This window comes from Dyadobacter arcticus, from assembly GCF_011762185.1.
GTDB lineage: Bacteria > Bacteroidota > Bacteroidia > Cytophagales > Spirosomataceae > Dyadobacter > Dyadobacter arcticus.
This window is the reverse complement of record NZ_JAASQJ010000002.1, coordinates 1,276,537-1,300,602: the sequence shown is the minus strand read 5'-3', so window position 1 is coordinate 1,300,602 and position 24,066 is coordinate 1,276,537. Positions and strand designations below refer to the sequence as shown.

At 43.6% G+C, this 24,066-nt stretch carries 23 protein-coding genes; 13 read left to right on the top strand and 10 right to left on the bottom strand.

Annotation, left to right across the window (positions count from 1 at the left end; genetic code table 11):
- Positions 1 to 11 precede the first annotated feature (11 nt).
- The 3 genes from pyrH to dusB form a co-directional block, all read right to left on the bottom strand.
- Positions 12 to 731, bottom strand: a complete 720-nt coding sequence (gene pyrH, locus FHS68_RS13360; RefSeq protein WP_167270963.1) for a UMP kinase — start codon at positions 729 to 731, stop codon at positions 12 to 14.
- Between the two features lie 61 nt (positions 732 to 792).
- The gene (locus FHS68_RS13355; RefSeq protein WP_167270775.1) at positions 793 to 1,326 is read right to left on the bottom strand and encodes an acyl-CoA carboxylase biotin carboxyl carrier protein subunit; all 534 of its coding nucleotides are present in this window, start codon (positions 1,324 to 1,326) and stop codon (positions 793 to 795) included.
- Complete coding sequence (gene dusB / locus FHS68_RS13350) at positions 1,320 to 2,309, bottom strand: tRNA dihydrouridine synthase DusB (protein ID WP_167270773.1); 990 nt, start codon at positions 2,307 to 2,309, stop codon at positions 1,320 to 1,322. The genes FHS68_RS13355 and dusB overlap by 7 nt, the downstream gene beginning before the upstream one ends.
- Before the next feature lie 118 nt (positions 2,310 to 2,427).
- Here dusB and FHS68_RS13345 point away from each other — a divergent pair, with 118 nt between their 5' ends.
- From FHS68_RS13345 to FHS68_RS13330, 4 genes are all read left to right on the top strand, one after another.
- Positions 2,428 to 3,393, top strand: a complete 966-nt coding sequence (locus FHS68_RS13345) for a CPBP family intramembrane glutamic endopeptidase (RefSeq protein WP_167270771.1) — start codon at positions 2,428 to 2,430, stop codon at positions 3,391 to 3,393.
- A 24-nt stretch (positions 3,394 to 3,417) separates the two neighbouring features.
- Positions 3,418 to 3,639 carry a putative signal transducing protein gene (locus FHS68_RS13340; protein WP_167270769.1) on the top strand — a complete coding sequence of 74 codons (222 nt, stop codon included), beginning with the start codon at positions 3,418 to 3,420 and terminating at the stop codon, positions 3,637 to 3,639.
- A complete protein-coding gene (locus tag FHS68_RS13335; RefSeq protein ID WP_167270767.1) occupies positions 3,611 to 4,444 on the top strand; it encodes a phosphatidate cytidylyltransferase in 834 nt (277 codons plus the stop codon). The genes FHS68_RS13340 and FHS68_RS13335 overlap by 29 nt, the downstream gene beginning before the upstream one ends.
- A 127-nt stretch (positions 4,445 to 4,571) precedes the next feature.
- The gene (locus FHS68_RS13330) at positions 4,572 to 5,324 is read left to right on the top strand and encodes a carboxypeptidase-like regulatory domain-containing protein (RefSeq protein ID WP_167270765.1); all 753 of its coding nucleotides are present in this window, start codon (positions 4,572 to 4,574) and stop codon (positions 5,322 to 5,324) included.
- Here FHS68_RS13330 and FHS68_RS13325 read toward each other — a convergent pair whose 3' ends face one another.
- Positions 5,325 to 6,128: a UDP-2,3-diacylglucosamine diphosphatase gene (locus tag FHS68_RS13325; protein ID WP_167270763.1), complete on the bottom strand. Its 804-nt coding sequence runs from the start codon at positions 6,126 to 6,128 to the stop codon at positions 5,325 to 5,327.
- A gap of 156 nt (positions 6,129 to 6,284) precedes the next feature.
- Here FHS68_RS13325 and FHS68_RS13320 point away from each other — a divergent pair, with 156 nt between their 5' ends.
- Both FHS68_RS13320 and FHS68_RS13315 read left to right on the top strand, forming a co-directional pair.
- Positions 6,285 to 7,667, top strand: coding sequence for an OmpA family protein (locus FHS68_RS13320; protein ID WP_167270761.1), 1,383 nt, complete (start codon positions 6,285 to 6,287; stop codon positions 7,665 to 7,667).
- Positions 7,668 to 7,730: 63 nt separating this feature from the next.
- Positions 7,731 to 8,474, top strand: coding sequence for a hypothetical protein (locus FHS68_RS13315; RefSeq protein WP_229211879.1), 744 nt, complete (start codon positions 7,731 to 7,733; stop codon positions 8,472 to 8,474).
- Between the two features lie 33 nt (positions 8,475 to 8,507).
- Here FHS68_RS13315 and FHS68_RS13310 read toward each other — a convergent pair whose 3' ends face one another.
- Positions 8,508 to 9,014: a DUF4494 domain-containing protein gene (locus tag FHS68_RS13310; RefSeq protein WP_167270759.1), complete on the bottom strand. Its 507-nt coding sequence runs from the start codon at positions 9,012 to 9,014 to the stop codon at positions 8,508 to 8,510.
- Between the two features lie 142 nt (positions 9,015 to 9,156).
- Here FHS68_RS13310 and FHS68_RS13305 point away from each other — a divergent pair, with 142 nt between their 5' ends.
- The 7 genes from FHS68_RS13305 to FHS68_RS13275 all read left to right on the top strand — a co-directional run bounded on the left by FHS68_RS13305 (position 9,157) and on the right by FHS68_RS13275 (position 17,728).
- A complete protein-coding gene (locus FHS68_RS13305) occupies positions 9,157 to 9,789 on the top strand; it encodes a hypothetical protein (protein ID WP_167270757.1) in 633 nt (210 codons plus the stop codon).
- A 30-nt stretch (positions 9,790 to 9,819) separates the two neighbouring features.
- The gene (locus tag FHS68_RS13300; protein ID WP_167270755.1) at positions 9,820 to 11,643 is read left to right on the top strand and encodes a hypothetical protein; all 1,824 of its coding nucleotides are present in this window, start codon (positions 9,820 to 9,822) and stop codon (positions 11,641 to 11,643) included.
- Between the two features lie 16 nt (positions 11,644 to 11,659).
- The gene (locus FHS68_RS13295) at positions 11,660 to 12,424 is read left to right on the top strand and encodes an exodeoxyribonuclease III (protein ID WP_167270753.1); all 765 of its coding nucleotides are present in this window, start codon (positions 11,660 to 11,662) and stop codon (positions 12,422 to 12,424) included.
- Between the two features lie 98 nt (positions 12,425 to 12,522).
- Complete coding sequence (locus FHS68_RS13290) at positions 12,523 to 13,128, top strand: Uma2 family endonuclease (RefSeq protein ID WP_167270751.1); 606 nt, start codon at positions 12,523 to 12,525, stop codon at positions 13,126 to 13,128.
- A gap of 48 nt (positions 13,129 to 13,176) precedes the next feature.
- Entirely contained in the window at positions 13,177 to 13,737 is a 561-nt protein-coding gene (locus FHS68_RS13285) for a pseudouridine synthase (protein WP_229211878.1), read from the top strand.
- 91 nt (positions 13,738 to 13,828) lie between these two features.
- Entirely contained in the window at positions 13,829 to 16,492 is a 2,664-nt protein-coding gene (gene mutS, locus FHS68_RS13280; RefSeq protein ID WP_167270747.1) for a DNA mismatch repair protein MutS, read from the top strand.
- A gap of 45 nt (positions 16,493 to 16,537) precedes the next feature.
- Positions 16,538 to 17,728 (top strand): nucleoside permease, encoded by a 1,191-nt coding sequence (locus tag FHS68_RS13275; protein WP_167270745.1) that lies wholly within the window; start codon positions 16,538 to 16,540, stop codon positions 17,726 to 17,728.
- A 140-nt stretch (positions 17,729 to 17,868) separates the two neighbouring features.
- Here the strand turns inward: FHS68_RS13275 and rbp are convergent, their stop codons facing one another.
- The 5 genes from rbp to FHS68_RS13245 all read right to left on the bottom strand — a co-directional run bounded on the left by rbp (position 17,869) and on the right by FHS68_RS13245 (position 23,996).
- Complete coding sequence (rbp, locus tag FHS68_RS13265) at positions 17,869 to 18,516, bottom strand: RNA-binding regulator (protein WP_167270743.1); 648 nt, start codon at positions 18,514 to 18,516, stop codon at positions 17,869 to 17,871.
- Between the two features lie 39 nt (positions 18,517 to 18,555).
- Positions 18,556 to 19,389 (bottom strand): ATP/GTP-binding protein, encoded by an 834-nt coding sequence (locus tag FHS68_RS13260; protein WP_167270741.1) that lies wholly within the window; start codon positions 19,387 to 19,389, stop codon positions 18,556 to 18,558.
- A gap of 90 nt (positions 19,390 to 19,479) precedes the next feature.
- Positions 19,480 to 19,935, bottom strand: coding sequence for an RES family NAD+ phosphorylase (locus FHS68_RS13255; RefSeq protein ID WP_167270739.1), 456 nt, complete (start codon positions 19,933 to 19,935; stop codon positions 19,480 to 19,482).
- A gap of 14 nt (positions 19,936 to 19,949) precedes the next feature.
- Positions 19,950 to 20,465 carry an Xre family toxin-antitoxin system antitoxin gene (locus tag FHS68_RS13250; RefSeq protein ID WP_167270737.1) on the bottom strand — a complete coding sequence of 172 codons (516 nt, stop codon included), beginning with the start codon at positions 20,463 to 20,465 and terminating at the stop codon, positions 19,950 to 19,952.
- 90 nt (positions 20,466 to 20,555) lie between these two features.
- Complete coding sequence (locus FHS68_RS13245; RefSeq protein WP_167270735.1) at positions 20,556 to 23,996, bottom strand: DUF1080 domain-containing protein; 3,441 nt, start codon at positions 23,994 to 23,996, stop codon at positions 20,556 to 20,558.
- Positions 23,997 to 24,066: the final 70 nt, after the last annotated feature.

Here is a 24,066-nt window from a genome sequence, read left to right as displayed (position 1 = left end):
TACGGTTTCTGCTAATTAGATATCAAAGTACCAACATTTTCACCCATCACCAGATCATAAAGGTTACCTGGCTTGTTCATGTCGAAAACGATGATCGGGAGATTGTTTTCTTTACAAAGGGTAAAAGCGGTAAGGTCCATAATTTTGAGATTTTTGGACAGAGCTTCATCGAATGTCAGCTGCGAATACTTGGTCGCAAGAGGGTCTTTTTCAGGATCTGCCGTGTAAACGCCGTCGACCCGGGTTCCTTTTAAAACAACCTCTGATTCGGATTCAATGGCGCGAAGGCCAGCAGTCGTATCTGTCGTAAAATATGGGTTTCCGGTTCCTGCGCCAAAAATCACAACTCTGCCTTTTTCGAGGTGACGAACCGCCCGGCGGCGGATCAATGGTTCGCAAACCTGCTCCATTTTAATGGCCGACATCAGGCGCGTGTTCATGCCATGTTTTTCAAGAGAACTTTGGATAGCCATGCCGTTAATCACGGTGGCAAGCATTCCCATATGGTCACCCTGAACCCTGTCAATCCCTGATTTTTCTACCGAAGCTCCCCGAAAAATGTTACCTCCACCAATAACAATGGCAATCTGAACCCCGACGTCCGCAATTCTTTTAATTTCCCGCGCATAATTGTCGAGGATATTAAAGTCAATAACCTGACCCTTGTCTCCTCCATTTAGTGCTTCTCCGCTGAGTTTAAGTAATAAACGTTTATATTTTGGTTCGGGCATGATGGTGATGTAGGTGTTTTCGTGCGTAAAATAAGCCCGGGACATTCAGATTAACAAGTTTTTATTGAAACTCGAGCAATACCTGGTTTTTTTCAACGATTTCCCCGGGAGCTACTTTCAGGGATTTGATAACCCCGTTTCCCGAAGACTTAATGATGTTTTCCATTTTCATGGCAACCAATACCAGCAGTTTATCGCCTTTGTTGATTTGATCACCTTCCGCTACCGCTACCGATTGGATCAGTCCAGGCATCGGCGCTTTCACATTGTTGACTTTGTCGGCAGCATTGTTTTGCAAGCCCATTCCTTCCAGCAGAAGGTTGAGGCGGTCTTTTGCAGTTGTATAATAATGGACGCCGTTAATGAGCAGATGGATGGTTTTTTCTGCGATATTCTGTTCAAGTACCTCCACATTATAGGATTTGTTATTCCAGATAATGTGAAAACGTGTGTCACTCAGTCGTGCAATGTCGCCGTTAAATGGTTGATCATCGATGAACCAATCATTTTTTTCCTGCTTGATATCGATGGTTCTGGTAAAAGAAGCGTCTGAATGTTCAGAGGAGCCGGAATTGCTGACGGATACCTTCAACATGTTACTTCGTCGAAATTGTGCGAGATTTCTTTTAAAATGCTTTCGAGCTCTTCAAAAGTCATTGCTTCCACTAGTCGCATGCGATAGGGTTTGAAATGTTCCAAACCCTTGAAATAATTGGTGTAATGCCTGCGCATCTCAAATACACCAGCAATTGGGCCTTTCCATTTGATCGAAAATTCAAGGTGCCTGCGGCAAACATCGACTCGCTGCTCCATGGTGGGAGGGGCCAATTTTTCGCCCGTCTTCATATAATGTTTGATTTCATTGAATACCCACGGATTTCCAATGGTCGCCCTTCCAATCATAATGCCATCAACGCCAAAACGGTCACGGTATTCCAAGGCCTTTTCAGGCGTGTCCACATCTCCATTTCCGAAGATCGGGATTGTAATGCGTGGATTTTCTTTGATCCGGGCTATTAAAGTCCAGTCGGCCGAGCCTTTGTACATTTGAACCCTGGTCCTGCCGTGAATAGAGAGCGCCTGGATTCCAATGTCTTGCAGTCGCTCGGCAACTTCCTGTACATTTTTGGTACTTTCGTCCCATCCCAACCTTGTTTTCACCGTGACGGGCAAATGCGTTGATTTAATCACCGCTTCCGTCATCCTTACCATTTTGGGTACGTCTTGCAATAGTGCAGCGCCAGCTCCACGGCAGGCAACATTTTTGACCGGACAACCATAATTAATGTCGATCAGGTCGGGGTTAACGCGGGAAGCGATTTCGGAACAGGAACCCATTGTTTCAATGTCACTACCAAAAAGCTGGATCCCGACGGGTCGTTCGTACTCAAAAATATCCAGTTTTTGCACACTTTTGGCGGCATCACGTATCAATCCTTCCGATGATATAAATTCGGTATACATCAGATCGGCCCCGTTTTCCTTGCAAACGGCACGGAACGGCGGGTCGCTCACATCCTCCATCGGTGCCAGGAGTAAGGGGAAGTCGCCAAGTTTTATATTTCCAATCTTAACCATTTCAGTTTCAACGTGGGTTAAAAGGTCTTCCAGGCCACTGTTTCCATCTTCTCGTCCGCCCTCCGACTGTTAACCCCATATTTTTAAATTGATAATAAACTGTAAATTTACATCAATTATGCAAAATAGTAACCTGGATCATCTTGTTTCGCGCGTGCCTGGTACCTGGGGCAGTTTATTGGTTTTAATTGGCTTTGTGCTTATTGGGATGGCTGTCGGTAACATTTTGGCATTGATGATCCTAGCTATGTTTCTGTCCGCTGACGCGGAAAGTATATCCGGGCTACTCAGCCAACTAATCACCAATCCTGCGAAAGTACCAAATGGTTGGTACGCATTAATGATCCTCCAGGGCACGGTACATTTCTTCTCTTACCTGCTGCCGTCCCTCGTCTATTGGTTTTATATAGAACGCAGGGCGATTGGTGAATTTAATTTCAAGAAAAGCCCTTCCCTACAAATTTGGCTCCTAGCATTTCTCCTCGTCCTGATTTTTATACCTATCAACAGCAAATTCATTGAGTGGAATGCGGCTATGAAACTGCCCGATGCGTGGTCAGGACTGGAAATCTGGATGCGTGAAAAGGAAGATCAGCTTTCGGTATTGACTTCATTCCTAACAAGTTATACAAATTTTAGCCAGTTGTTAATCGCATTGTTTGTCGTGACACTACTGCCTGCCTTAGGGGAAGAAGTGTTATTTCGAGGCGTAATCCAAAATAAGCTTTTACAGCAACTAAGCAATCCGCATGTGGCTATCTGGATCTCGGCAGCTATTTTTAGCGCAATCCACTTTCAATTCTATGGATTTCTTCCTCGAATGATGCTTGGTGCGTTATTTGGCTATTTGTATTACTGGACCGGAAGCTTATGGGTGGCTGTATATGCGCATTTTGTCAACAATGGGTTTGTGTTGGTCATGATGTATCTCCATAATATTAAGCTGGTCAACATCAATATTGAAGAAACCAAATCAATGCCTTATCTGATGGTTCTGGGTTCTCTGGTGTTATCTTTCGGAATATTACGATTTATTCGGATGGCCAGTCCGCTGCAAAATATTCCGGCCACTGTAAAAGATTGAATTACTCATATTAATGATGTCATAATGGATGAAAATTGGGTTAAGGCGTATCAAAGCACACAACCGATCCGGGCCGAGATCGCACGGGAAATTCTCGAACAAAATGGAATAGCAGCGGTCATAGTAGATCGGAAAGACAGCAGTTACCCGATTTTCGGAATGTGCGAAGTTCATGTGCCAGCCGGCGATTTGTCCCGGGCCCAAACAATACTGACCGATGAAGACGCGATTAAGGACTCTGAATAATTTACAGCAACGAACCCTCACCGCACTTGCAGGCGTATTTGTTATCATTACTTGCATCGTTTACAGCGAACTCACCTTTTTACTACTCTTTTGCGCCCTCAGTTCCTTAACGCAGCTTGAGTTTTACAAACTGCTTGGTCTCGATGGAAATCAGCCATTGACATATTATGGCACCTTCTGTGGCACAATTATGATCTTACTTGCGTATCTGATAGAACAGGATATCGTGCAGTTTGAAAACTACTTTCTGATCAGTCCTTTATTGTCGATGATCTTCTTTATTAAGCTTTACAAAAAGAATGATCTGAAACCTTTTACCAACATTGGCTTTACGTTTTTGGGAATAATTTATGTCGCGTTGCCATTTGCCTTGATCATTGTTATGGCATTACGCGGAGGACATTACAATTATGAAATCGTACTGGGAAGTCTGTTATTGCTTTGGGCTTCTGACATTGGCGGTTATTTTGCAGGGACGAAATTTGGCAAGAGAAAGCTGTTTGAGCGCATTTCGCCAAAGAAATCTTGGGAGGGAGCGATAGGCAGCGCCGCTTTTGCAGCTTTGATTGCATTTGCTCTCGGACATTATTTCCGTACCTTCGAACCCTGGAAATGGTATTGTATAGGGGCTATAATTGTAGTTGTTGGCACTTACGGTGATCTGGTAGAATCCTTATTTAAGCGAAGCATTGCAATCAAAGATTCTGGAAGCAGCATACCGGGGCACGGTGGCTTTTTAGATCGTTTTGACGGATTACTGTTGTCGGCACCATTTATTGTTACCTTTTTAAAGTTATTTTCCTGATCAAAGTGCCTTTATAGTCTGGTGCAGGCAATGCCAATGTAACCAGCTCGTTCTAATCGGGAACAGCTTTTACAAGTGTTTTTTTGAATAGCTTTGAGAGTGAGCATATTATCTTGATTTGGAAGGAATGAAACGGAGTTTTTTAATACTTTTCTTGGCTGTGGCGGGAATATTGGGTGTCCGGGATTTATATGCTCAGGGTGAACAAAAAGCAATCATATTTTCGGGTGTCGTCGTCGGTGGAAAGTCGACCGAGCGGCTTCCGGGTGCTACAATTTTTATTGTGAATGCAGGTCGCGGTACCCTTGCAAAAGGTGACGGATCATTTACAATTCCGGTTTTTCCTGGGGATAGTATTGTTTTTAGTTATGTGGGGTTTAAAAAGCAATATCACATCGTGCCAAGAAGCTACAATTCGGATATTTACTCAGCTATTGTTGCGTTGAGGGAAGATGTGGTAACGCTGTCTGGTGTTACTATTTATCCGTATTCGACAGAAGAAGAGTTTAAAAAAGCATTTCTAGCCCTCAAACTGCCTGATCAGGCAGATCGGGATGCATTGGCGAAAAGTACAGATCCTGACTATATCAATAGAATGGCTGCGCAAGTCCCAAATAACGCGCAAACCAATTACCGCTATTCGATGGACCAATTGCTATTTGGTCGCGAGTCAGCTGCGAACAAGGGATTTGCGACAACATTTCCGTTCCTTAACCCATTTGCCTGGGCCAATTTTATCAAATCGGTTAAGAAAGGCGATTTGAAGCAAAAGGATTGGAGGAAAGACTTAAATACGGCTCCGAGAGAGAACATTACCAAGCAGGATTTTATCCCGCCAGTACCCGAAGCGGACGCTCCGAGGAAAAACGGCGGTAATTAATTATGACGAGAGTATACTTTTTAAGGTCAGATCTTCCCCGTCAAATACAGCGTAATGTTGCTGTGTCACCCACTCGCCCAAATTGATGTAGCGGCTTTTTGCATTAACCTGCAAGTCCAGGATTAAATGGCGGTGTCCGAAAATATAAAAATCGTGATGTTCATTGGCTTCGATCGTTTTGCAATACTGAAAAAGCCATTCATTATCTTCTCCCAAAAACCGCTCTTCCCCTTTATTAACATTTGCAATTCTGCTTCCCTTTGACCATTTGGTAGCGATCCATATTCCCAGGTCCGGGTGAGCCAGCCGAAAAAGTGATTGAAAAAACGAGCTTTTAAAAATCACTTTTAAAAACTTATAAGTCCTATCTCCGGGCCCTAAACCGTCGCCATGGCCGATGAGCGCCGTTTTGTGACCCCGCTCGGTTACAAAAGTAAAATGGATGGGATCCTGATAAATGTGGGCACCAATTTCTTTGGGGAGATAATCAAACATCCACATGTCGTGATTTCCTGTGAACAGGATGAGTTCGATTCCGTTGTCTGAAAGCTCTGCCAGCTTGCCCAGGAACCGCACAAATCCTTTGGGAATGACGGTATTATATTCAAACCAAAAATCAAAAATATCTCCTACCAAAAAAATCACCTGGGCATCGTGTCGAATGGATTCGAGCCATTGGATGATCAGTTTTTCGCGGTCCCTGCTGCTGGCTGGTGACGGGGCACCCAGGTGGAAATCCGACGAAAAGTAAATACGCTTTCCGGGCTGCAGGTTAATGGTTTTTTGATCGAATTGAGGATTCATGGAAAAGCTGCAATTGGGCCGCAATTTACAATCTTAAATGCTAAATGACGACCTTCCTTACCACACGATCATGTTATGCCTTATAATCAACTCCGATTCAATTAATTACCTATGTTTGTAAAGTAGTTATGGTAAAGTTTTATAAACAACTCAATCATGAAGATTTTAGACAAAGCAGTTTGCATAGCCGTAATGTTCACTTTTTGTTCAGCAATGTCATTTGCACAAATCCGTATCAATGATCCAGGTAGGGTTGTGGAGAGACAGGCAGAAAATAGGGCCAACAGAAAAGTAGACCAGGCCGTCGACAAAGGCTTCGATTCGGTGGAACAGGGGATAGGTAACCTTTTTAAGAAGAAGGAAAAAGAAAAAAAAGATGCCGAAAATAAAGGAAACGCAAGCCAGGACAATAAGAATGCCGACGCTTCAAATGCGGAAAAAGATAAGGGTAGCGAAACCGCGGAGACCCCGCCAAAAACGGGAAAGCCCACATTAAAGTCTTACAGCAAATTTGATTTTATTCCTGGTGAGAAAGTCGTCGCAGCGGAAGATTTTTCTCAGGATGCCGTCGGTGATTTTCCCGCCAAATGGAATACCAATTCTTCCGGAGAGGTTGTTACCATCGAAGGAACGGAAGGTAAGTGGCTGATGCTGGGCCCGGAAGGCGTCTTTTACCCAGAATTTGTGACCAGCCTACCGGAAAATTTTACACTTGAATTTAACCTGGCTTCTACTTCCGAGTTCAGCTTTTACACAGGTTATTTCCGCGCCGTTATCGCCGAAGTTGGCAATGCAGCAAAAGATTTTACAAAATGGAAATCATTCGACGGAGAAAAGGTAAACGGGATGGAAATCGCCCTGCATCCCAAGAACGCAGGCGGAACGGAAGGCTTATCTGCATACAATATCTTCTCGGACACGCCCGCGAATTCGCTTATGAAAAATGAAAAAAGTTTCCCCGCATTCCATGCCCCGGATCACAATGTGGTGAAGGTTTCGATCTGGAGACAGAAGGGACGTTTGAGAATGTATGTCGATGATTTCAAAGTTTGGGATTTGCCGAGAGCATTTAATCCGGAAACAAAATACAATTTCATTGCCTTTTCAAGCAAAGATTATCAAGCTGACGACAGATACTTCATTAGCAATCTGAGAGTTGCAGTAGGTGCACCCGACACCCGCAGTAAACTGATCACAGAAGGGAAATTTTCAACCACAGGCATTTTGTTTGACGTCAATTCCGCCAATATTAAGCCAGAATCGTATGGGGTACTTAAAGAAATCGCAGGCGTTTTGACCGAGAATGCAGCTGTAAAAGTGAAGATCATTGGCCATACCGATTCCGATGGCGAGGAAAGCAGCAATCTTGCATTATCAAAAAAGAGGTCTGAGGCGGTGAAACAAGCATTGGCAAAGGATTTTGGGATTGACGGCGGAAGGCTTGAAACGGATGGCAAGGGAGAAGCGGAACCTGCTGGGCTGAACACAACAATTGAAGGAAAAGCCAATAACCGGCGCGTTGAGTTTGTGAAAATGTAAAGGTTGTTTTAGAATTTTAATGAGTCTCTTTTTAGATTGCACAGGTTATCAACAGATGCAATCATGAAAAGGGACTCATTTTATTTGGTCGTGGTCTTGGCTTTTTTGGCTATTCCACAATGCGGTTTTGCACAGGTAATCAGCAAGATTGTTGCTGATAAGCAAAGGGCAACGCAGTGGAAACCTGAAAAGGGCCAATACTATTTTAGTCACGCATTGATTTTTGATTATCAGAATAAAGCAGAAAAAACAAACGGAAAAATAAAGATATATGTCGATCCTGTGACTGGCGCGATGTGTTTTAAAAAGGAAAGCAGCTATGGAGAGGGCGGCAAATCTTTTGATTTTGTAATTGGTTTTCCCGACGGCAAATACATTTTTTGCGGAACAGATGAGGACGGCAAGAAGATTAGGATCAATGAGGTAGTAAAGGAATTAAAGCCAGACGCGGAGGCAAAAGCCCAGCATAAAGAAGATTTTGACACTTATTGCATTCCAACCGGCAACAAACGAACCGATTTTGGTTTGGAGAGCCTGGAATATGATTTAGCTTATGCCACTTCAAATGTGAAAGATAAGATTTGGCTTACCAAAACGCCATTCAGCATATACCCGCTCTACGGCCTGGAATTTGTGGAGTCAGCAGTGAGCCTTCCCATTTCCTTTGACTATATGCATTTGCTGACACCCAATCAATTGCTTTCGGAAATCAATGCTAAAGACTTGATACTAAAACTAACTGAAGTTGTTCGTGAGCCAATGTTGGTGGTTACCAAAGTCTACAAGGAGATTAAAGTGAATGATTAAAAAAATCCGGTTTCAGAGAAACCGGATTTTTCATCATGCCATTTCTGCGGCGGCCCGTTCTGCTTTTAATTCCGAAAGTGGTCTCATATTGTCTGGAATAACAGCTTCCTCTTCCTCCGCTGTATAGGGGAAAACATCCAGGATTGGAGTGAGGTTAATATCAGTGGTTTCGTATGGGATCAGGAAGTTTCGCATGCTCTCGTTGATCCGGTCGAGTGCCTGCTGAATGCCGTCAGCGTTGACCAACATATAATTGACGATCTTTTTTTCCTTACCGCTTTTCTCGTCCACCGAAAAGTAAATTACCTTTGCTTTAAACCATTGTTCGCCCGCTTCATACGCAAATAAATCGGCCAAACGCATCCTCGTGATACTGCTAACGCTGAAATCGCTGGCGCCGGTAACGATCTGTTTGTATAACCTCGCTTCGGATTCTGTGTAAGAAACAGCATCCACCAGGTACACCTCATTAATCGTTTTGAGACTTCCCGCTTCATCCTCTTTTTGATACCGAATCTTTCCTAAATACCAGCTCGCCATAATAAATTGTGTTGTTAAATAAAGTCTGCAAATGTAGATGCTTGTGCGAAGGCTTGCAAAAAATATAGCTGGAAAGTAATAATCCTCAAACACAGTATGCGTTCTGGTACCTACTGTTTAACTTGCGAAAAATAACTTTGGAATGAAAAAGAACATTTGTATTGCGGCGATAATGCTGGTTGTGGTGGTGCTGACCGGTTGTGGCGTGGGCCGTCAGGTATCTGAGGCTAAAACATTCGGGGATTGTAAATATGATATCGGTTCCGTTGACAGTGTATACCTGGCTGGAATTGATGTTAGGGAATTTAAAAATATCAAAAGTTTCAGCGATTTTGAGCTGGCCAAATATCCCGGACTTGCGCTCGGACTGCTGAGGAAAAATGTGCCATTAGACCTTAGGGTTAATGTGGATATTACAAATCCCACCAAAAAGCGTGCAGCGATCAATCAGCTTGAATATAAAGTTTTGCTTTCGGAAAGTGAGATATTTAATGGCTATCTGAACCAACTGATAGAAGTTTTACCAGGAACAGGCAAAACACGGGTCCCTGTAAGACTTAGTGCAAATGCATATCAACTGCTTACAAACGATAAAACGCGTGATCAATTCGTAAATATGATCATGTCATTGACCGGTAAGTCAGATGCGAAGCCCACAAAGTTTACAGTGAAGGTAAGACCTACCCTTGACATTGCAGGAAAGCAGGTCAACTATCCCGGCTACATCACTTTCGAAAAGGACATTACAAGCCAGATGGTTTCAGGGACGCGGTAGTTCTAGCCCAACAAACATTTTTGCCAGATTTTGAAGCTATTTTTAGATAACCCTCATTTATTTGAATATTTTGGACTGGTCATTGTCCTGCTTCTGATTTTTTGCACTTCATTTTTTTTTAAACGATTGGAACTCCTAAGGAAATGTGCCGGGCTAGGCCTGATCCTCGTTCCAATTGTTTATTTTTATTTGCTTCTGGACGCTCATACCGTCAATATTCCGTATACGGACGATTTTGTTTTGCTTGAATCCGTATACCATATTCAACACGCCCCTGATTTTATAAGCGGTGTGAAAATCCTCTTCTCACAAGTCAATCAGCACCGTTTTGCTTTCGAAAGAATTGTGATGTTGATCATGGTTTTTTTGACAGGAACGGTCAACATTAAGACGCAGATTCTGTTAGGAAATTTATCCCTGCTCGGAATATCCTATCTGTTATTCGGTACATTAAAAAAGGAACAGGCCTCCTGGTATTATTTCATACCCATTCCATATGTGTTGTTCAACCTTGTTTATTTCGAAAACGCTTCTTGGGGAATTGCCGCATTGCAAAATACCCCATTAATCCTTTTCGCATTTTTGACGGCGTACTGTATTGGAAAAAGAGATGATAAAGGCTTTTATTTAGGTCTGACTGCCGCTTTGCTTACCACTTTTACCAGCGGCAGCGGCTTACTAACCTGGATTGTTGGGGCAGCATTACTGCTTTTTCAAAAACGATATAAGCTGTTGTCCGGGTGGGTAGCCGCAGCTGTTGCAATTATTTGCTTCTACTTCCTTTTTGACTACTATATCATTCCGGCATCGGGTGAGAAAGTATGGAAGCATCCATTATTCAATCTCATATCTCTTTTTGGTTTCTGGGGAAATGCGCTCTATCTGGACATCAGGCATCCAGTAGCATCCACTTTTTACACTGATTTGATCTGCTGTGTTCTATTGGGAGCCGGAATGGCTGTTTTATTTATTTCATGGTTCCTGCGGATCATTATTAAAAGGACATTGGTTTCGAGTGATTGGTTTTTGTGGGGCGCTATGATGTTTGTCATGGGTACCGGCGCCATGTTCGTAATCAGCAGGCCACTTACCAATTACCTCATGTACGGAGGAAACATATTTTCCAGGAGATATATGATCTTTGGCATTGCATTACTGGCAATTTCTTATGTATGTTTAATCATTTTTACCAAAGATTATAAGTTTTTAAAACGCACAGTAGCCGGTTTGGGAATGTTGGCTTTTCTGTTATTAAATTTCGTAAGCTACTATTTATCAATCGTTCAGGTGCGGAAGCTGCATGATGATCTGGTGATCGATAGCTATTTCTGGAAAAATTATAAAACCTTTTTGACTGCCGGAGAGAAATTTGGGGATATCCCTTTCTGGAACCATCCAACGAGGATGAAGGATTTGATCAATAACCTCGAAAAGAGTGGATTAAGTGATTTTTATCAATTCAACAACATCCCCGATCAGGAAAGGCTGATTGCCCAGACAGCGGATGATGACACAAAATTCAAAGGAAATTTTAATGCTGCATTTAAGTACCGAAACACCGATAATAATGTAATGTCCAAATATTATCGTTTTGAGCTGGGTTACGGAGATGTATCACAGAGGCCAAAATATTTTGTTCTTGCCTCGCCAGCCATTACCATTGTCTTACCTGCGGTTCCGGTACCCAATTCCTTTACGGAGTTCCTGAAGACGCGGACTTATTACAGTAACAATTATTCGTATTCTCTTTTTAAAACAAAGCTGCCAACTGGCAATTACAAAGCGTGGGCTATGTTTCCAAATGTGTCTCAATGGAAATCCATTTATACCGGAAAACAAGTTTCTCTTTACTGATTAAATCCTCCACTTAATGCAAATACTTACCTATAATCTGAATGGTATCCGCGCCGCGCTAAAAAATGGGCTGATCGAGTGGTTAAGCACAAAATCAGTGGATGTGCTGTGCTTTCAGGAAGTAAAGGCCACGCCGGATGTGGTGGATCTTTCCGGTTTTGAAACATTGGGTTACGAAATGGTCGGCTGGTATGCTGCTGAAAAGAAAGGATATAGCGGAGTGGCGATATTTTCTAAAATAAAGCCCGACCTGGTGAGGGCTGGCTGCTCAATTCCTGTATATGACATGGAAGGGCGGGTTTTGCGCGCCGACTTTGGAGATATCACATTGCTTAACTGCTATTTTCCATCCGGTACAAGCGGAGAAATCCGTCAGGCCGTGAAGATGAGTTTTCTGGCTGATTTCTATGATTGGGTCAATGAACTGCGAAAAGAAAGACCTAACCTCATTATTTGCGGCGATTATAATATTGCGCATACCGAGATTGACATTCACGATCCCTTTAGAAACAAAAAATCATCCGGTTTTCTGCCGGAGGAGCGAGCATGGATGACCAAATGGTTTGGAAGCGGTTACACGGACGCGTTTCGTTTCAAAAACCCAGACCTGCGTCAATACTCCTGGTGGACATACCGCGCTGGCGCAAGAGCCAATAACAAAGGCTGGCGCATCGACTACATCTCTGTCGCAGATACACTGAAAGACAGGATCATTGCCAGCAGGCAATACAATGATGCAGTACATTCGGATCATTGTCCGGTTTGGCTGGAAATAGCGTAATCCTTCAGGTGTTTTCCAGTCACAGGAAATCGCAATGCTATTTTCTTCACCTGATAAATTTTCGTATTTTTGATCAAAGCAGAATCAAATACTAGGTTATGAACATTGAAATGCCAGTGACTTTGAAAATGGGTGACCTGATGAGCGAGGAGGAGTTTTTTCAATTTTGCCAAATGAATGACACACTAGAGTTCGAAAGGGACTCGCATGGAAATATTATAGTTATGTCACCAACCGGAATATTTACAGGAGGCTTTAATTCAAGAATTTTGATTGAGCTGGGAATTTGGAATAAAGAAAATCAATTGGGTGAAGTATTCGACTCATCAACTGGGTTTACGCTACCTAATGGATCTGTTCGGTCTCCCGACGTGTCATATATACAGGAGGATCGTTTGAACCAATTACCCAAAGAACAGCAAGAGAAATTTGCTCTTATATACCCGGATTTTGTAATAGAAATCCGCTCCAAATCAGATGATTTGAAATATTTGCTTGATAAAATGAATGAATACCTCGAGACTGGCACCAGTCTTGGCTGGCTGATAGATAGGTTCGATAAAAAGGTTTACGTATACCAGCCGAATCAATCTGTTGTCGTTTACGATAGCCTTAAAATAATACTTTCAGGCGAACCTGTGTTGCCGGGCTTTACATTGGATCTTGGAGCTGTTGTTGAGAAAACAAACAAATCATTTCGTTAAGTACTTTTTCCATTGTTCCAATACTTCCTAATCTACAAGCCATTTGGCATGCTTTCACAATTTACCCGTGAAGGCGAGCACGCAACATTGGCCGATCTCGGAGTTGATTTTAAAAAAGACATTTACCCGGTTGGTCGCCTCGATACGGACAGTGAAGGCTTGCTGCTGCTGACAAACGATAATTACCTCAAAACAAAGCTGCTAGAACCCCGGAACAAGCATACCCGCACTTACTATGTCCAGGTGGAAGGTGCAGCAACAGACGAGGCTTGCGAAATATTAAATGCGGGCGTCAGTATTGCAATTGACGGAAAGAAATATATCACATTACCTGCTAATGCTCATTTGATTGATGAGCCATTTCTCCCGGAAAGGGAACCGCCTATTCGTTTCCGCAAAAGCATTCCCACATCCTGGATTTCGCTGACGTTGCGCGAAGGGAAAAACCGCCAGGTTCGCAAAATGACTGCTGGCGTTGGATTCCCCACACTACGCCTTGTACGATGGTCGATTGGAAAAATTTCTTTAGCCGACAAACAGGATAATTTTCCTAAACCCGGGGACGTATGGGAAGTTACGGCCGAAGAAGCAAAACAGTTTTACGAATAAGCAAAAAGGCGATTGATAAAAGATTTACGTGTTCTTGCCAAACCGGACAGAAGGCTTAATTTTGTAAATACCCAGTTTAAAAAAGCTTCTATTGGCAAAGGCATACAAAGAAACTCCGCTTAACAAACAATATAACCAAATAAAAGCAAAGTACCCCGGAGCATTGCTGCTTTTCAGGGTTGGGGATTTCTACGAAACTTTCGGGGAAGATGCGATACGAGCTTCCAAAATTCTTGGTATCGTTCTCACCCGCCGCAACAACGGCGGAGCGCATGAAGAACTGGCTGGTTTCCCACATCATTCACTCGATAATTACCTTCCAAAACTCGTACGGGCCGGAGAGCGCGTCGCCATTTGTGACCAGCTTGAAGATCCCGCGCTCGCCAAAGGCATTGTAAAGAGAGGTGTAACCGAGTTAGTTACACCTGGTGTTTCCTACAATGACAATGTCCTCGACATTCGCAAAAATAACTATCTCGCCGCTGTTCATGTGGGCGAAGGAGAAGTTTACGGCGTGGCTTTTCTGGATATTTCTACGGGGGAATTCATGACATCCCAAGGCAATGCTGCCTATGTTGATAAAATGTTGCAGGGATTTGGTCCGGCCGAAGTTCTATTCTGTAAAAAACACAAGCAGGAATTCAATCAGCTTTTTGGAGGGAAATATCATACTTTCCAGCTGGAAGATTGGTGTTTCGGATACGAATACGGGTACGAACAGCTTATCACGCATTTTCAGGCGACTACGCTCAAAGGATATGGCATTGAATTGCTCCCAATGGGTATCATTGCGGCAGGGGTTATCCTGCATTATCTGCGGGAAACCGAGCACAAAGAGATTGCACATATCAGCCGCATAACCCGCCTGGAAGAAGAGAAATATGTGTGGCTGGACCGCTTTACAGTACGCAACCTCGAACTGGTTTACCCGCAGCAGGAAGGCGGCGTGCCACTTATCCAAATCCTGGACCAAACGGTTACGCCCATGGGTGCCAGAATGCTGAGGAAATGGATGGTATTACCTTTAAAAGACAAATTACCTATTGAAGAGCGCCTCAACACAGTCGAGCATTTTATCAATCATGAAGATCTTCACGAATCGGTAATCCAGTATTTGAAGCAAATCGGTGATCTGGAAAGGTTAATTTCCAAAGTTGCAGTTCGAAGGATCAATCCTAGAGAATTGGTGCAGTTGAAAAAATCGCTCAAACAGATCGGTCCCGTTAAAGATATTTTGTCAAAACTATTAGAAGAGGAGGAAGCGAAAGTTTCAAAAGAGGATGGAGTGAAAAAAGCGTTAGCTCCTGCTTTGGCCATCTTGAAGAAATTTGCAGATCAACTGAACCCGTGTACTTTTTTGATCGATAAGATTGATAACGAATTAAGAGAGGACGCTCCGGTGCTTTCCAATCAGGGAAGGATGATCAAAAGCGGTATCGATCCTGAGCTGGATGAATTGCACGCAATTTCCTATGAAGGCAAAGATTACCTACTGAAACTTCAGAACCGTGAGATAGAAAGGACCGGGATAGGTTCGCTCAAAATCGCCTACAACAAAGTTTTTGGCTACTATCTGGAGGTCACCCACTCCCAACAAAGCAAAGTCCCCGTTGATTGGATCAGGAAGCAAACGCTCGTCAACGCCGAGCGGTACATTACCCCTGAACTCAAAGAGTACGAAGAGAAGATCATGAATGCCGAGGACAAGATCTCGGTGATCGAATTCAGGATTTTCAGTGAACTTATTTCCACGGCGGGTGAATATGTGGGCTGCATCCAGCAGAATGCAACCATCATTTCGACGCTCGATGCGCTAAGTTCTTTTGCTGTGACAGCTCGCAAAAACAACTATGTCAAGCCAGTAATGACAGAGGGAAATGAATTGGATATTAAAGCCGGGCGGCATCCGGTTATAGAGCAGCAGCTGCCTTTGGGCGAAAGTTACGTCCCAAATGATTTATATCTTGACGATTCCACACAACAAATCATCATCATCACCGGGCCTAACATGGCCGGTAAGTCCGCACTGCTTCGACAAACTGCCCTGATTGTGCTTATGGCCCAAATGGGAAGTTACGTTCCGGCAAAGTCAGCCTCAATTGGATTGGTTGACAAGATTTTTACCAGGGTAGGTGCTAGCGATAATCTTAGCCGGGGTGAAAGTACTTTCATGGTGGAAATGACTGAAACAGCCAGTATATTGAACAACCTCAGTGACCGCAGCCTGATCTTAATGGACGAAATTGGACGCGGAACCAGCACTTATGACGGCGTTTCCATAGCCTGGGCCATCACTGAATATTTGCATAACCAGCATGCCTGCAAGCCAAAGACCCTTTTTGCAACGCATTACCACGAATTGAACCAGCTCGCTGAGGACTTCCCAAGGATTAAAAATTTCAATGTGGCGGTAAAAGAAGTTGATAACAAAGTGATATTTCTACGTAAACTAAAACCGGGCGGCAGCGCGCACAGCTTTGGGATACATGTGGCTCAAATGGCCGGTATGCCACAGCCAATTGTGTTGAGAGCAAGCGAAATTATGCAGCATCTTGAAAAAGATCATGTAGCACATGAACACAAGCAAAGAATAAAGGAAGTGCCGAAAAATAATTTTCAACTTAGCATCTTTGAACCTGCCGACCCACGCCTGGAAGAATTGAGAGAGAAGTTGACACTTGTTGATGTAAACACCCTCTCGCCGATAGAAGCACTTTTAAAGTTGAATGAGCTTCAAAGAATGATTAAAAAATGACACCTGACTACATTCATTTTAACAATAAATTTCCTACTCCTTTTTATGAAAAATTCTACGCGATTTCAATTGATGGCCATGATGTTCCTCCTGTATTTTATATGGGGGTCTTGGTATGGGCAAATGAGCAAGTATATGTTTACTGCGCTCAACGCAACCGGCTCCCAGGTCGGTAATGCTTATGCCGCTTTTTCAATTGCGCAGATTATCGCCCCGTTTTTTGTCGGAATGATTGCCGACCGGTACTTTGCCGCGCAAAAGGTATTGGGAGTTTTGAGTTTAGCAGGTGCGGTACTTCTCTACTTTATTTCCGGCATTACCGATGCGGGCAATTTCTTTGGGATTATCCTGCTTTACTGCATTTCGTTCGCACCCATGATGTCCCTCACTACTTCCATTGCAATGCAGCAGGTTACCAATTCGGAGAAGGATTTTCCAGCCATTCGCGTAATGGGAACTGTATCCTGGATTGTTGTTTCAAATATTATCGGTTTTTATGGTTTTGGCGATAACGTGATGATTTTCAAGATTTCCATGGTCGCTTCGGTCATACTGGGAATTTATTCCTTTTTCCTTCCGAATACCCCGCCAAAGCCAAGCACGAAGACATCATTTTCAGATATTCTTGGTCTCGACGCCTTCACACTTTTCAAAGACCGCTCTTTCGCTATTTTCTTTATTTCCTCGCTGTTGATCTGCATTCCCCTATCCTTCTACTACGCAATGGCAAATCCATCGCTCACCGATTCAGGGATGACCAATGTTGAAAACAAAATGTCACTTGGACAAGCGTCGGAAGTTGTCTTTATGCTTCTAATTCCGCTTGCATTTACCCGATTGGGTGTGAAATGGATGTTAATTGTCGGTCTGATCGCCTGGATCGTCCGTTTTATTGGATTTGGATATGGGGATGCCAACAACGAATGGTTGTTATATCTTGCCATTATTCTGCATGGTATTTGCTACGACTTCTTCTTTGTTACCGGTCAGATTTATACGGACAGTAAGGCAGGCGAAAAGTATCGATCTTCTGCGCAGGGTTTGATTTCAATCGCAACTTATGGTATTGGAATGGGAATCGGCTCTTGGCTGGCTGGTATTGTAGCAGATATGTACACGGTGGGCGGGGTAAAGAACTGGACCAGCATCTGGATGGTACCTGCTGGAATTGCAGCAGTGGTTCTTGTATTGTTTATTCTGTTTTTTAAAGATAATAAAGTGAAAGCCGCTGCATGAAATTTTTTTTAACCATCGGCTTGCTTCAAAACCGAAACATTCCGCTGGAATCATCTGGTAGGGTTTATCTTTCTGGTGCTGGCTGTCTATTTTATATTCAGGAAATAAAAAAAACCTGTAAGCGATTACAGGTTTTTATCTTAATATCCTCCGTCGTCGTCACCGCGTCCCCAGATTTTCTTAGACCCGCCTCCTCCTTTTTTATGATCTTGTCCTCCGGCTTTCCCAAATCTGTTATTGTCTGACCTAGACTTGTCAGCATAGCCACCTCGGCCTCCGCGGTCATTTCCTCCGCTAAATTTCCGATCTCCTCCGCCTTTGGGTTTATCGTTACCAAATCCTCCGCCCCCAAATCCGCCGCCAGCACCACCTGGGCCTCTGGTTTCACCTCCGCCACCACCGGGGCTTCTGGTATCACCTCCGCTACTTCCTCCTGTTCCGGGACTGCTGCTCCTGGTGTCACCGCCTTCTGTTGGTCTCGGTCTGCTGAACCCTTCTCTGCTGGAATCCCCTCGCGGGGCACCTCCGCCTCCATCAGTCCGGGGCTCTCTCTTCTGCGATTCATTTACAACCAATGCTCTGCCATACATATCTGCTCCATTCAATGAACTGATTGCCAGCTTTGCCTCATCATCATTGGGCATTTCTATAAACCCGAAGCCTTTGCTTTGACGTGTAATCTTGTCAATTATAATTTTTGCGGAGCTTACTATGCCATACTTTTCAAAAGCTTCACGCAATTCGCTTTCCTTTAACTTAAAAGAAAGACTCCCAACAAAAATGTCCATGAAAACGCCCGTAGTTTAATTTTTAGGTTATAAATATATTTATTTTAGCTGATAAGCAACAACACTGTTTTTGGCAAATGTTGGGATATAGACAATTTTTTTCACAGAATCATACCCAATGTCGGCAGAATTGATTTTGTCAACACTGGTATCCAGCAATTTTTCAGCAGTTCCATCTGATTTTACATAATACACTACCCCGGCCCAGCATGAGACAATGTACTCGCCAGGCACAACCTGCTCGATCCCATCCGTGCTTTTATCCATACCTTCTGCCAAAATCTTAACTTCCTTAGTAGCACTCACTTTCTTCAGCATGCCTGCATCCGCTATAAGCAAATCCGAGCCGACTGCCAGCACACCATTTGGCCGGACAAGGTCTTCGAAATAAGTAGAAACTTTTCCATCTTTTATTAAATGCACTTTCTTTGTATCTGAGTCGGATACATAAATGCTGCCCTTGGAATCAATGGTCAGATCATTGAGGAACTTTGAACCTTCCACCGGATATTTTTGAAGGACTTTCCCGGTTTTTATGTCAATTTCCACTACTTCGGTAAGATCAGCAACAAATAGTTTAGTACCCATAACCCCCATACCTTTTGGCGCATTCAGGCCGGTCACCCAATCTTTGGCGATAACCTTTCCGTCCAACCCAACCTTCGCAATACCCCCGGTTCCATCTTTTTCACCTGGTTTGCCGTCAATCAGCGCAACGTATAGCAGCTTATCCTGGGCACTGTAAAAAACAGATTCAGGGATAGGAAGTGAAGCATCTGTCGCCCAGGTTTGGGTTAGTGTATGCTGAGCTTGGGAATTAGCAAGGGAAATAATGACCAGTAAAGCAGTGAAAAGAATGTGTTTGATTTTCATAAGGTTCAGTTTGAATGAAAGGATAAGTTGATTTGATAATAAAGCTAAATAAAATTGCCTTTAACTGCTCTAACCTGCACTTTTAATTTCTTAAAGTTTTAACCTGATGTCGTAAACAAAGTCACTAACATCGGTAATGCGATAGATCGATTCATTTCTGAGCATTGGGTTCAATAAATAATTGTATTCCTCAGGTAAAATTGCCGAAGGGACTTTTAGGATGCCAGATTCCGCCTTTTTAAGTAGACTTGTTCCAAAATCTTTTGTGGATGCAGGTGCCGGTGACGTGATCCAGTCACCCGGGAGGATGCGGACAGGAATTTCTAACACATGGGCTTCGGAAATTTCAAATGTAGTAATGCTCAAAGCACGTGGAATATCGTCCATATTAATGTTGGCCGTGTATTCCAGCAAAGCCAGTGCCCGGCTTTCTGAGGTGTAAATACATGGGGTAAATTTGTGGTTCCAGCGACCGCCAAATAGCCTGGCGCCCTCACCGGTAAGGTCACGAGCGAATTTAGTACGCCCGACACGGTATACGATCATAAAATTGTACGCTTTTATGAATACACACCGTAATCAATACGACCTATCAAATTTCTCACTTCCTCTCTGCCAAACTGGCTGTCCAGAATTTCAAAAGGACTTTTGCCTCCCAAAGCATGGTTCGCCCGGAAAATCCATTGATTAAACCGCTTCACATCCTCAAAAACCTCATAGCCATAAGAATATATATCGGCGATGCTTACGATTTTTTCGCTGACAGATGGGTTGAATTTTTCAGTACCCTTTTTATTGATTAAAGTGGCTCTGGCAACTGATAGTGCCGCAGCTAGCTGATCATAATCTAACCCGGTCTTATCTTTAAACCGCTCGAAATCAGTTTTGCTAATTCCCTGCCTGGCTATTGTCATTTTTTCAAAACCAGTCATTTGGCTTTCGGATTTGAGGGCTGAGGAACTGAAAATAAGGCTTGGAACTGTACCGTAATAAGCAACAGGCGGTTCAGACAAAATCTTCGGAGAGGCATCCTCATCTTCAGGGCTAGGATAGAGCTTTTGTGTGTGTTTTTTCATAAACAAATATAAAATTTTACTTTTGAAAATACAAATTTATACTAAACTTTTGAATCCATTCGACAGGTACCTTTGTTTGGCTTAATAAACTTATTTCTGCTTTTTACTTTTCTTCCTCGTTGTAACTACGGGCGTCTCCTTTACCTTACTCAAGTCCGCTATTCTTATATTTCGGAATTTCAGTTCTGAGCCATGACCCAGGAAACCCAGATAACCGCTGGTCCGGTTAAGCCCCGGATGTTCTTTTTTATCAACGGTTCCATTTTTACTGGCTTCCGCAAGGTCTCCGTCCAAGATCACCGTTCCATTCAGTGTTACTCTGACTTTAGAGCCCTGAACCCTTACTTCTTCATAATTCCACTCTCCCAGAGGTTTCAAGAAACCTCTTTTGGCGGGAATAATACCATAAGCCGAACCATGATACTGGTAATCATGCAGGTCTTTGTAAATATCCGCATCATTATCCAGGATCTGGATTTCTGTACCTACATAAGCCGCGTCACCCTGATTGGGCGCCCTTATCCCAAGACCATTGTTAGCGCCGGGTGTGAGTTGAAATTCAAATCGGAAGTCAAAATCGCTGTATTCGTCCTTGGTATAAAGATTTCCCTGCCCGCCTTTTTTGGGATCGACCACCAATTCGCCGTTTTCAATGAAATAGTCCGTCTTATTTCCGACCCATTCAAACATATTGGTGCCGTCGAACAGGATCTTGAAACCTTCCTTTTTCTCCATCTGCGATAATGTAAAAGGCTCTGGCCGAGGAATTTCGCGAACATATATGTCGCGGTAGTTGATCAGGTTTCCGTGCGCCTGAAGTTCCAGTTGCTCTTTTGCGAAAATGGGAAGACTGCGATCCCAATAGTTTTCTAAAACCACATTGTCCACCACATTTTCTCCATTCAGATCAACCGATACCCGGTCGCCCACCATGGTAATGTGAAAAGTATTCCATTCTCCAATGGCATTATCAGCCAGCTTTGTCGGTTTACCAGGGTTTTTCTCATTGTTATACAATCCTCCTGAACCAACCTGGGCGCCCACGTCCACACGCGAAGTATCCCATATCTGCACTTGGGGCGTTCCGCGAAGGTAAATCCCGGCATCTCCATCTTTCTGGATTTTCCAATCTACATACATTTCAAAATCCCCATACTGCTTCACCGTGCATAAGTTATCCCCGTGACCGGAAAAAACCAGCTCACCATCTTTGGCGTACCAGCCAGTTTTGGCCACTTTGTCCGCCTTTCTTTGCCTGGCAGCCAAAGTATCTGCACTCATTTTGCCACGTGCTATCGGATTTTCCACCAACCCCTTCCAGCCTTCAAGGTCTTTTCCATTAAATAAGGCAACAAAACCCTCACCCGCCGGAAGATCGGCCAGATGCCTGCGGATCGATTCCTTCTGATATTCGCTGTCCTTGCTGGTCAATATCGAAGCCGCCTTTGCAAGTAAGCTGCGTATTTCAGTACCGTAAAAGTTTTTGTTTGAAAGTCCGATGCTCATGACTGCCTGGGCCGCTGCTTGCTGAGTGGCCGGATTATCCAAATATTTTCCTGCAAAAAGCAATGCGTTGAATGTCCTGTACCGGGACAGTTCTTTTAATATTCCTTCTTTTTGTGCATCAGTTTTGGCAAGCGCCATTGCCTCCCGCAGCATAATTACTTTGATAGCAGGCGTTTTGGTCGATTTACCAGCTGCTGAAGCATATCCAGCTAGAGCCGCGCTGAAATCGTCTGCATCGATTGTTTTTTTAGCAATGGTAAGCAGGTCTTTTGCCGCACTTCCGTCATTCCAGGAAGACAGTGAGGCAATAGCTCCTTTCTTAATGGCTGCATCTCCGCTATTGTAGGCTGAGACAACAGTGCCAAGTGCTTTTTTATCCCCAATGCTTGAAAATATGGCAAGATAATGAGCTTGTTTATCAGCCGGTGATGCCTGCATTTGTTTCAGGATCAGGCCGGTTTGCGCAGTCGCATTGCCCGATTCCTTAATTCCCACTGTAATTGCTTTCTGCACCGCCGTAATTTCATCCGGTGCGGTTAATGAATTGAGTAATGTGAACAATTGGGGTAAATCGTTTCCCGTCACCAACGATTTTAATGCATTGAATGCAGATTTTTTGACATCCGGATTTGGACTTTTTAGTAATGCAGTTACAGCCGGAAGTTTGGAACTCGCGCCTCTGGCAGCTAGTACATCAACGACAGCAGACTGGGATGTGGGCGGTAAACCGGGTAAAGCAGCACTGATCTGATTGACCATTACAGTTCCCTTAGTCGTTAACAATGTGTTTTTTACAGCATTTACTTCATCAGCATTTCCAGTTTTCAATACTGGTAACAAGCTTGCAACACTGTTTTCCTGCCCAATTTTCCCAGCCGCCCAAACGGCCGCCATTTTGACTTTGCTATCCTTTGAATTTAACAATTTCAATATTTCTGGTAATGCATCCTTCGATTCCGCACGTCCAAGCATGGTCACAATCTCAGCCTGGGTCTCCGGTTTAGCTTTTTTCATCGCAGCTATCCACGGCTTGGCACCATCAGCCATTAGGTATTTTTGTCCAATTTTTAAAGCAGCTGCCCTGTATTGCACATCAGTACTTTCCATTGCACTCACCAAAATAGGAACTGATTCACGCTTTTTAATATCCGAATAGATTTTTAGCGCAGACGAACGAGTAGCGGTTTGCTTGGCATCCGGTGCATTTTTGATCAATGCCAATGCCGCTTTTTCTGCTGCGGCAGCATTACCGTTTTCAGCAAGTCGTGACAGATATTTGAGATATACGGTGGTAGCATCTGCCTCATCATATCCGAAAGCTACTTTTTGAGCCGCTGCAAGTAGAATTGGCTCAGAGGATGGGACGCCAATTTCCGAAAGTGCATATAAACTTACCTTGCGCAGATTAGGCTCTTGGCTAACAGCTGTTTTTTCTATGACAGGCGCAGCCTCTTTGTACCTGTTACCTCCCAATGCTTCTGTAATTGTGATCTGAATGTTGCCGGAAGTACCATTTAATGCTTGTAATAGTGCTGCACCGGACGTTGGAGTGCCAATTCTGGACAATGCTCTCGCGGCTGGGCCGGATAATCTTTCGTCTGTTAAATAGCTTTTCAGAATTTCGACAGACTCATCTTTACCAACTGTTTGTAATTGATAGATCAGGAAATTTTTACTGTCGGGATCATTTACGTTGCCGAGCGCTTCGCCGTACGCTTCCGCTGCATTTTTGCGGGCACTTTCTTTACCCGCTTGCGAGGCGTAATAAGTAAACCCGCCCAATGCATACTGAATTTTGGTATTGTCGCCTTTCCCGGGAGGAGTTAGCATGGAAGCAATCTGGACCAATCCGGGCGTTCCAAGCTGCTCCAGCGTTTCCATATTCTTTTTCAAGCCAGCTTCATTCTCAGAAGGGATCTTTGAAAATAATACCTCAATCTTATTCGTGAGCGAAGCCTCTGTTTGTGCCAAACCCTGCGAGATGACCAGGAAGGTGGCGAAAATTGTATAAAGTGTTTTTTTCATTGTTTATGAGCGGTTAGCTGTCAGCTTTTAGCTGTTAGCTTTTTTTGAGATTTGATAAACGGACCCCATT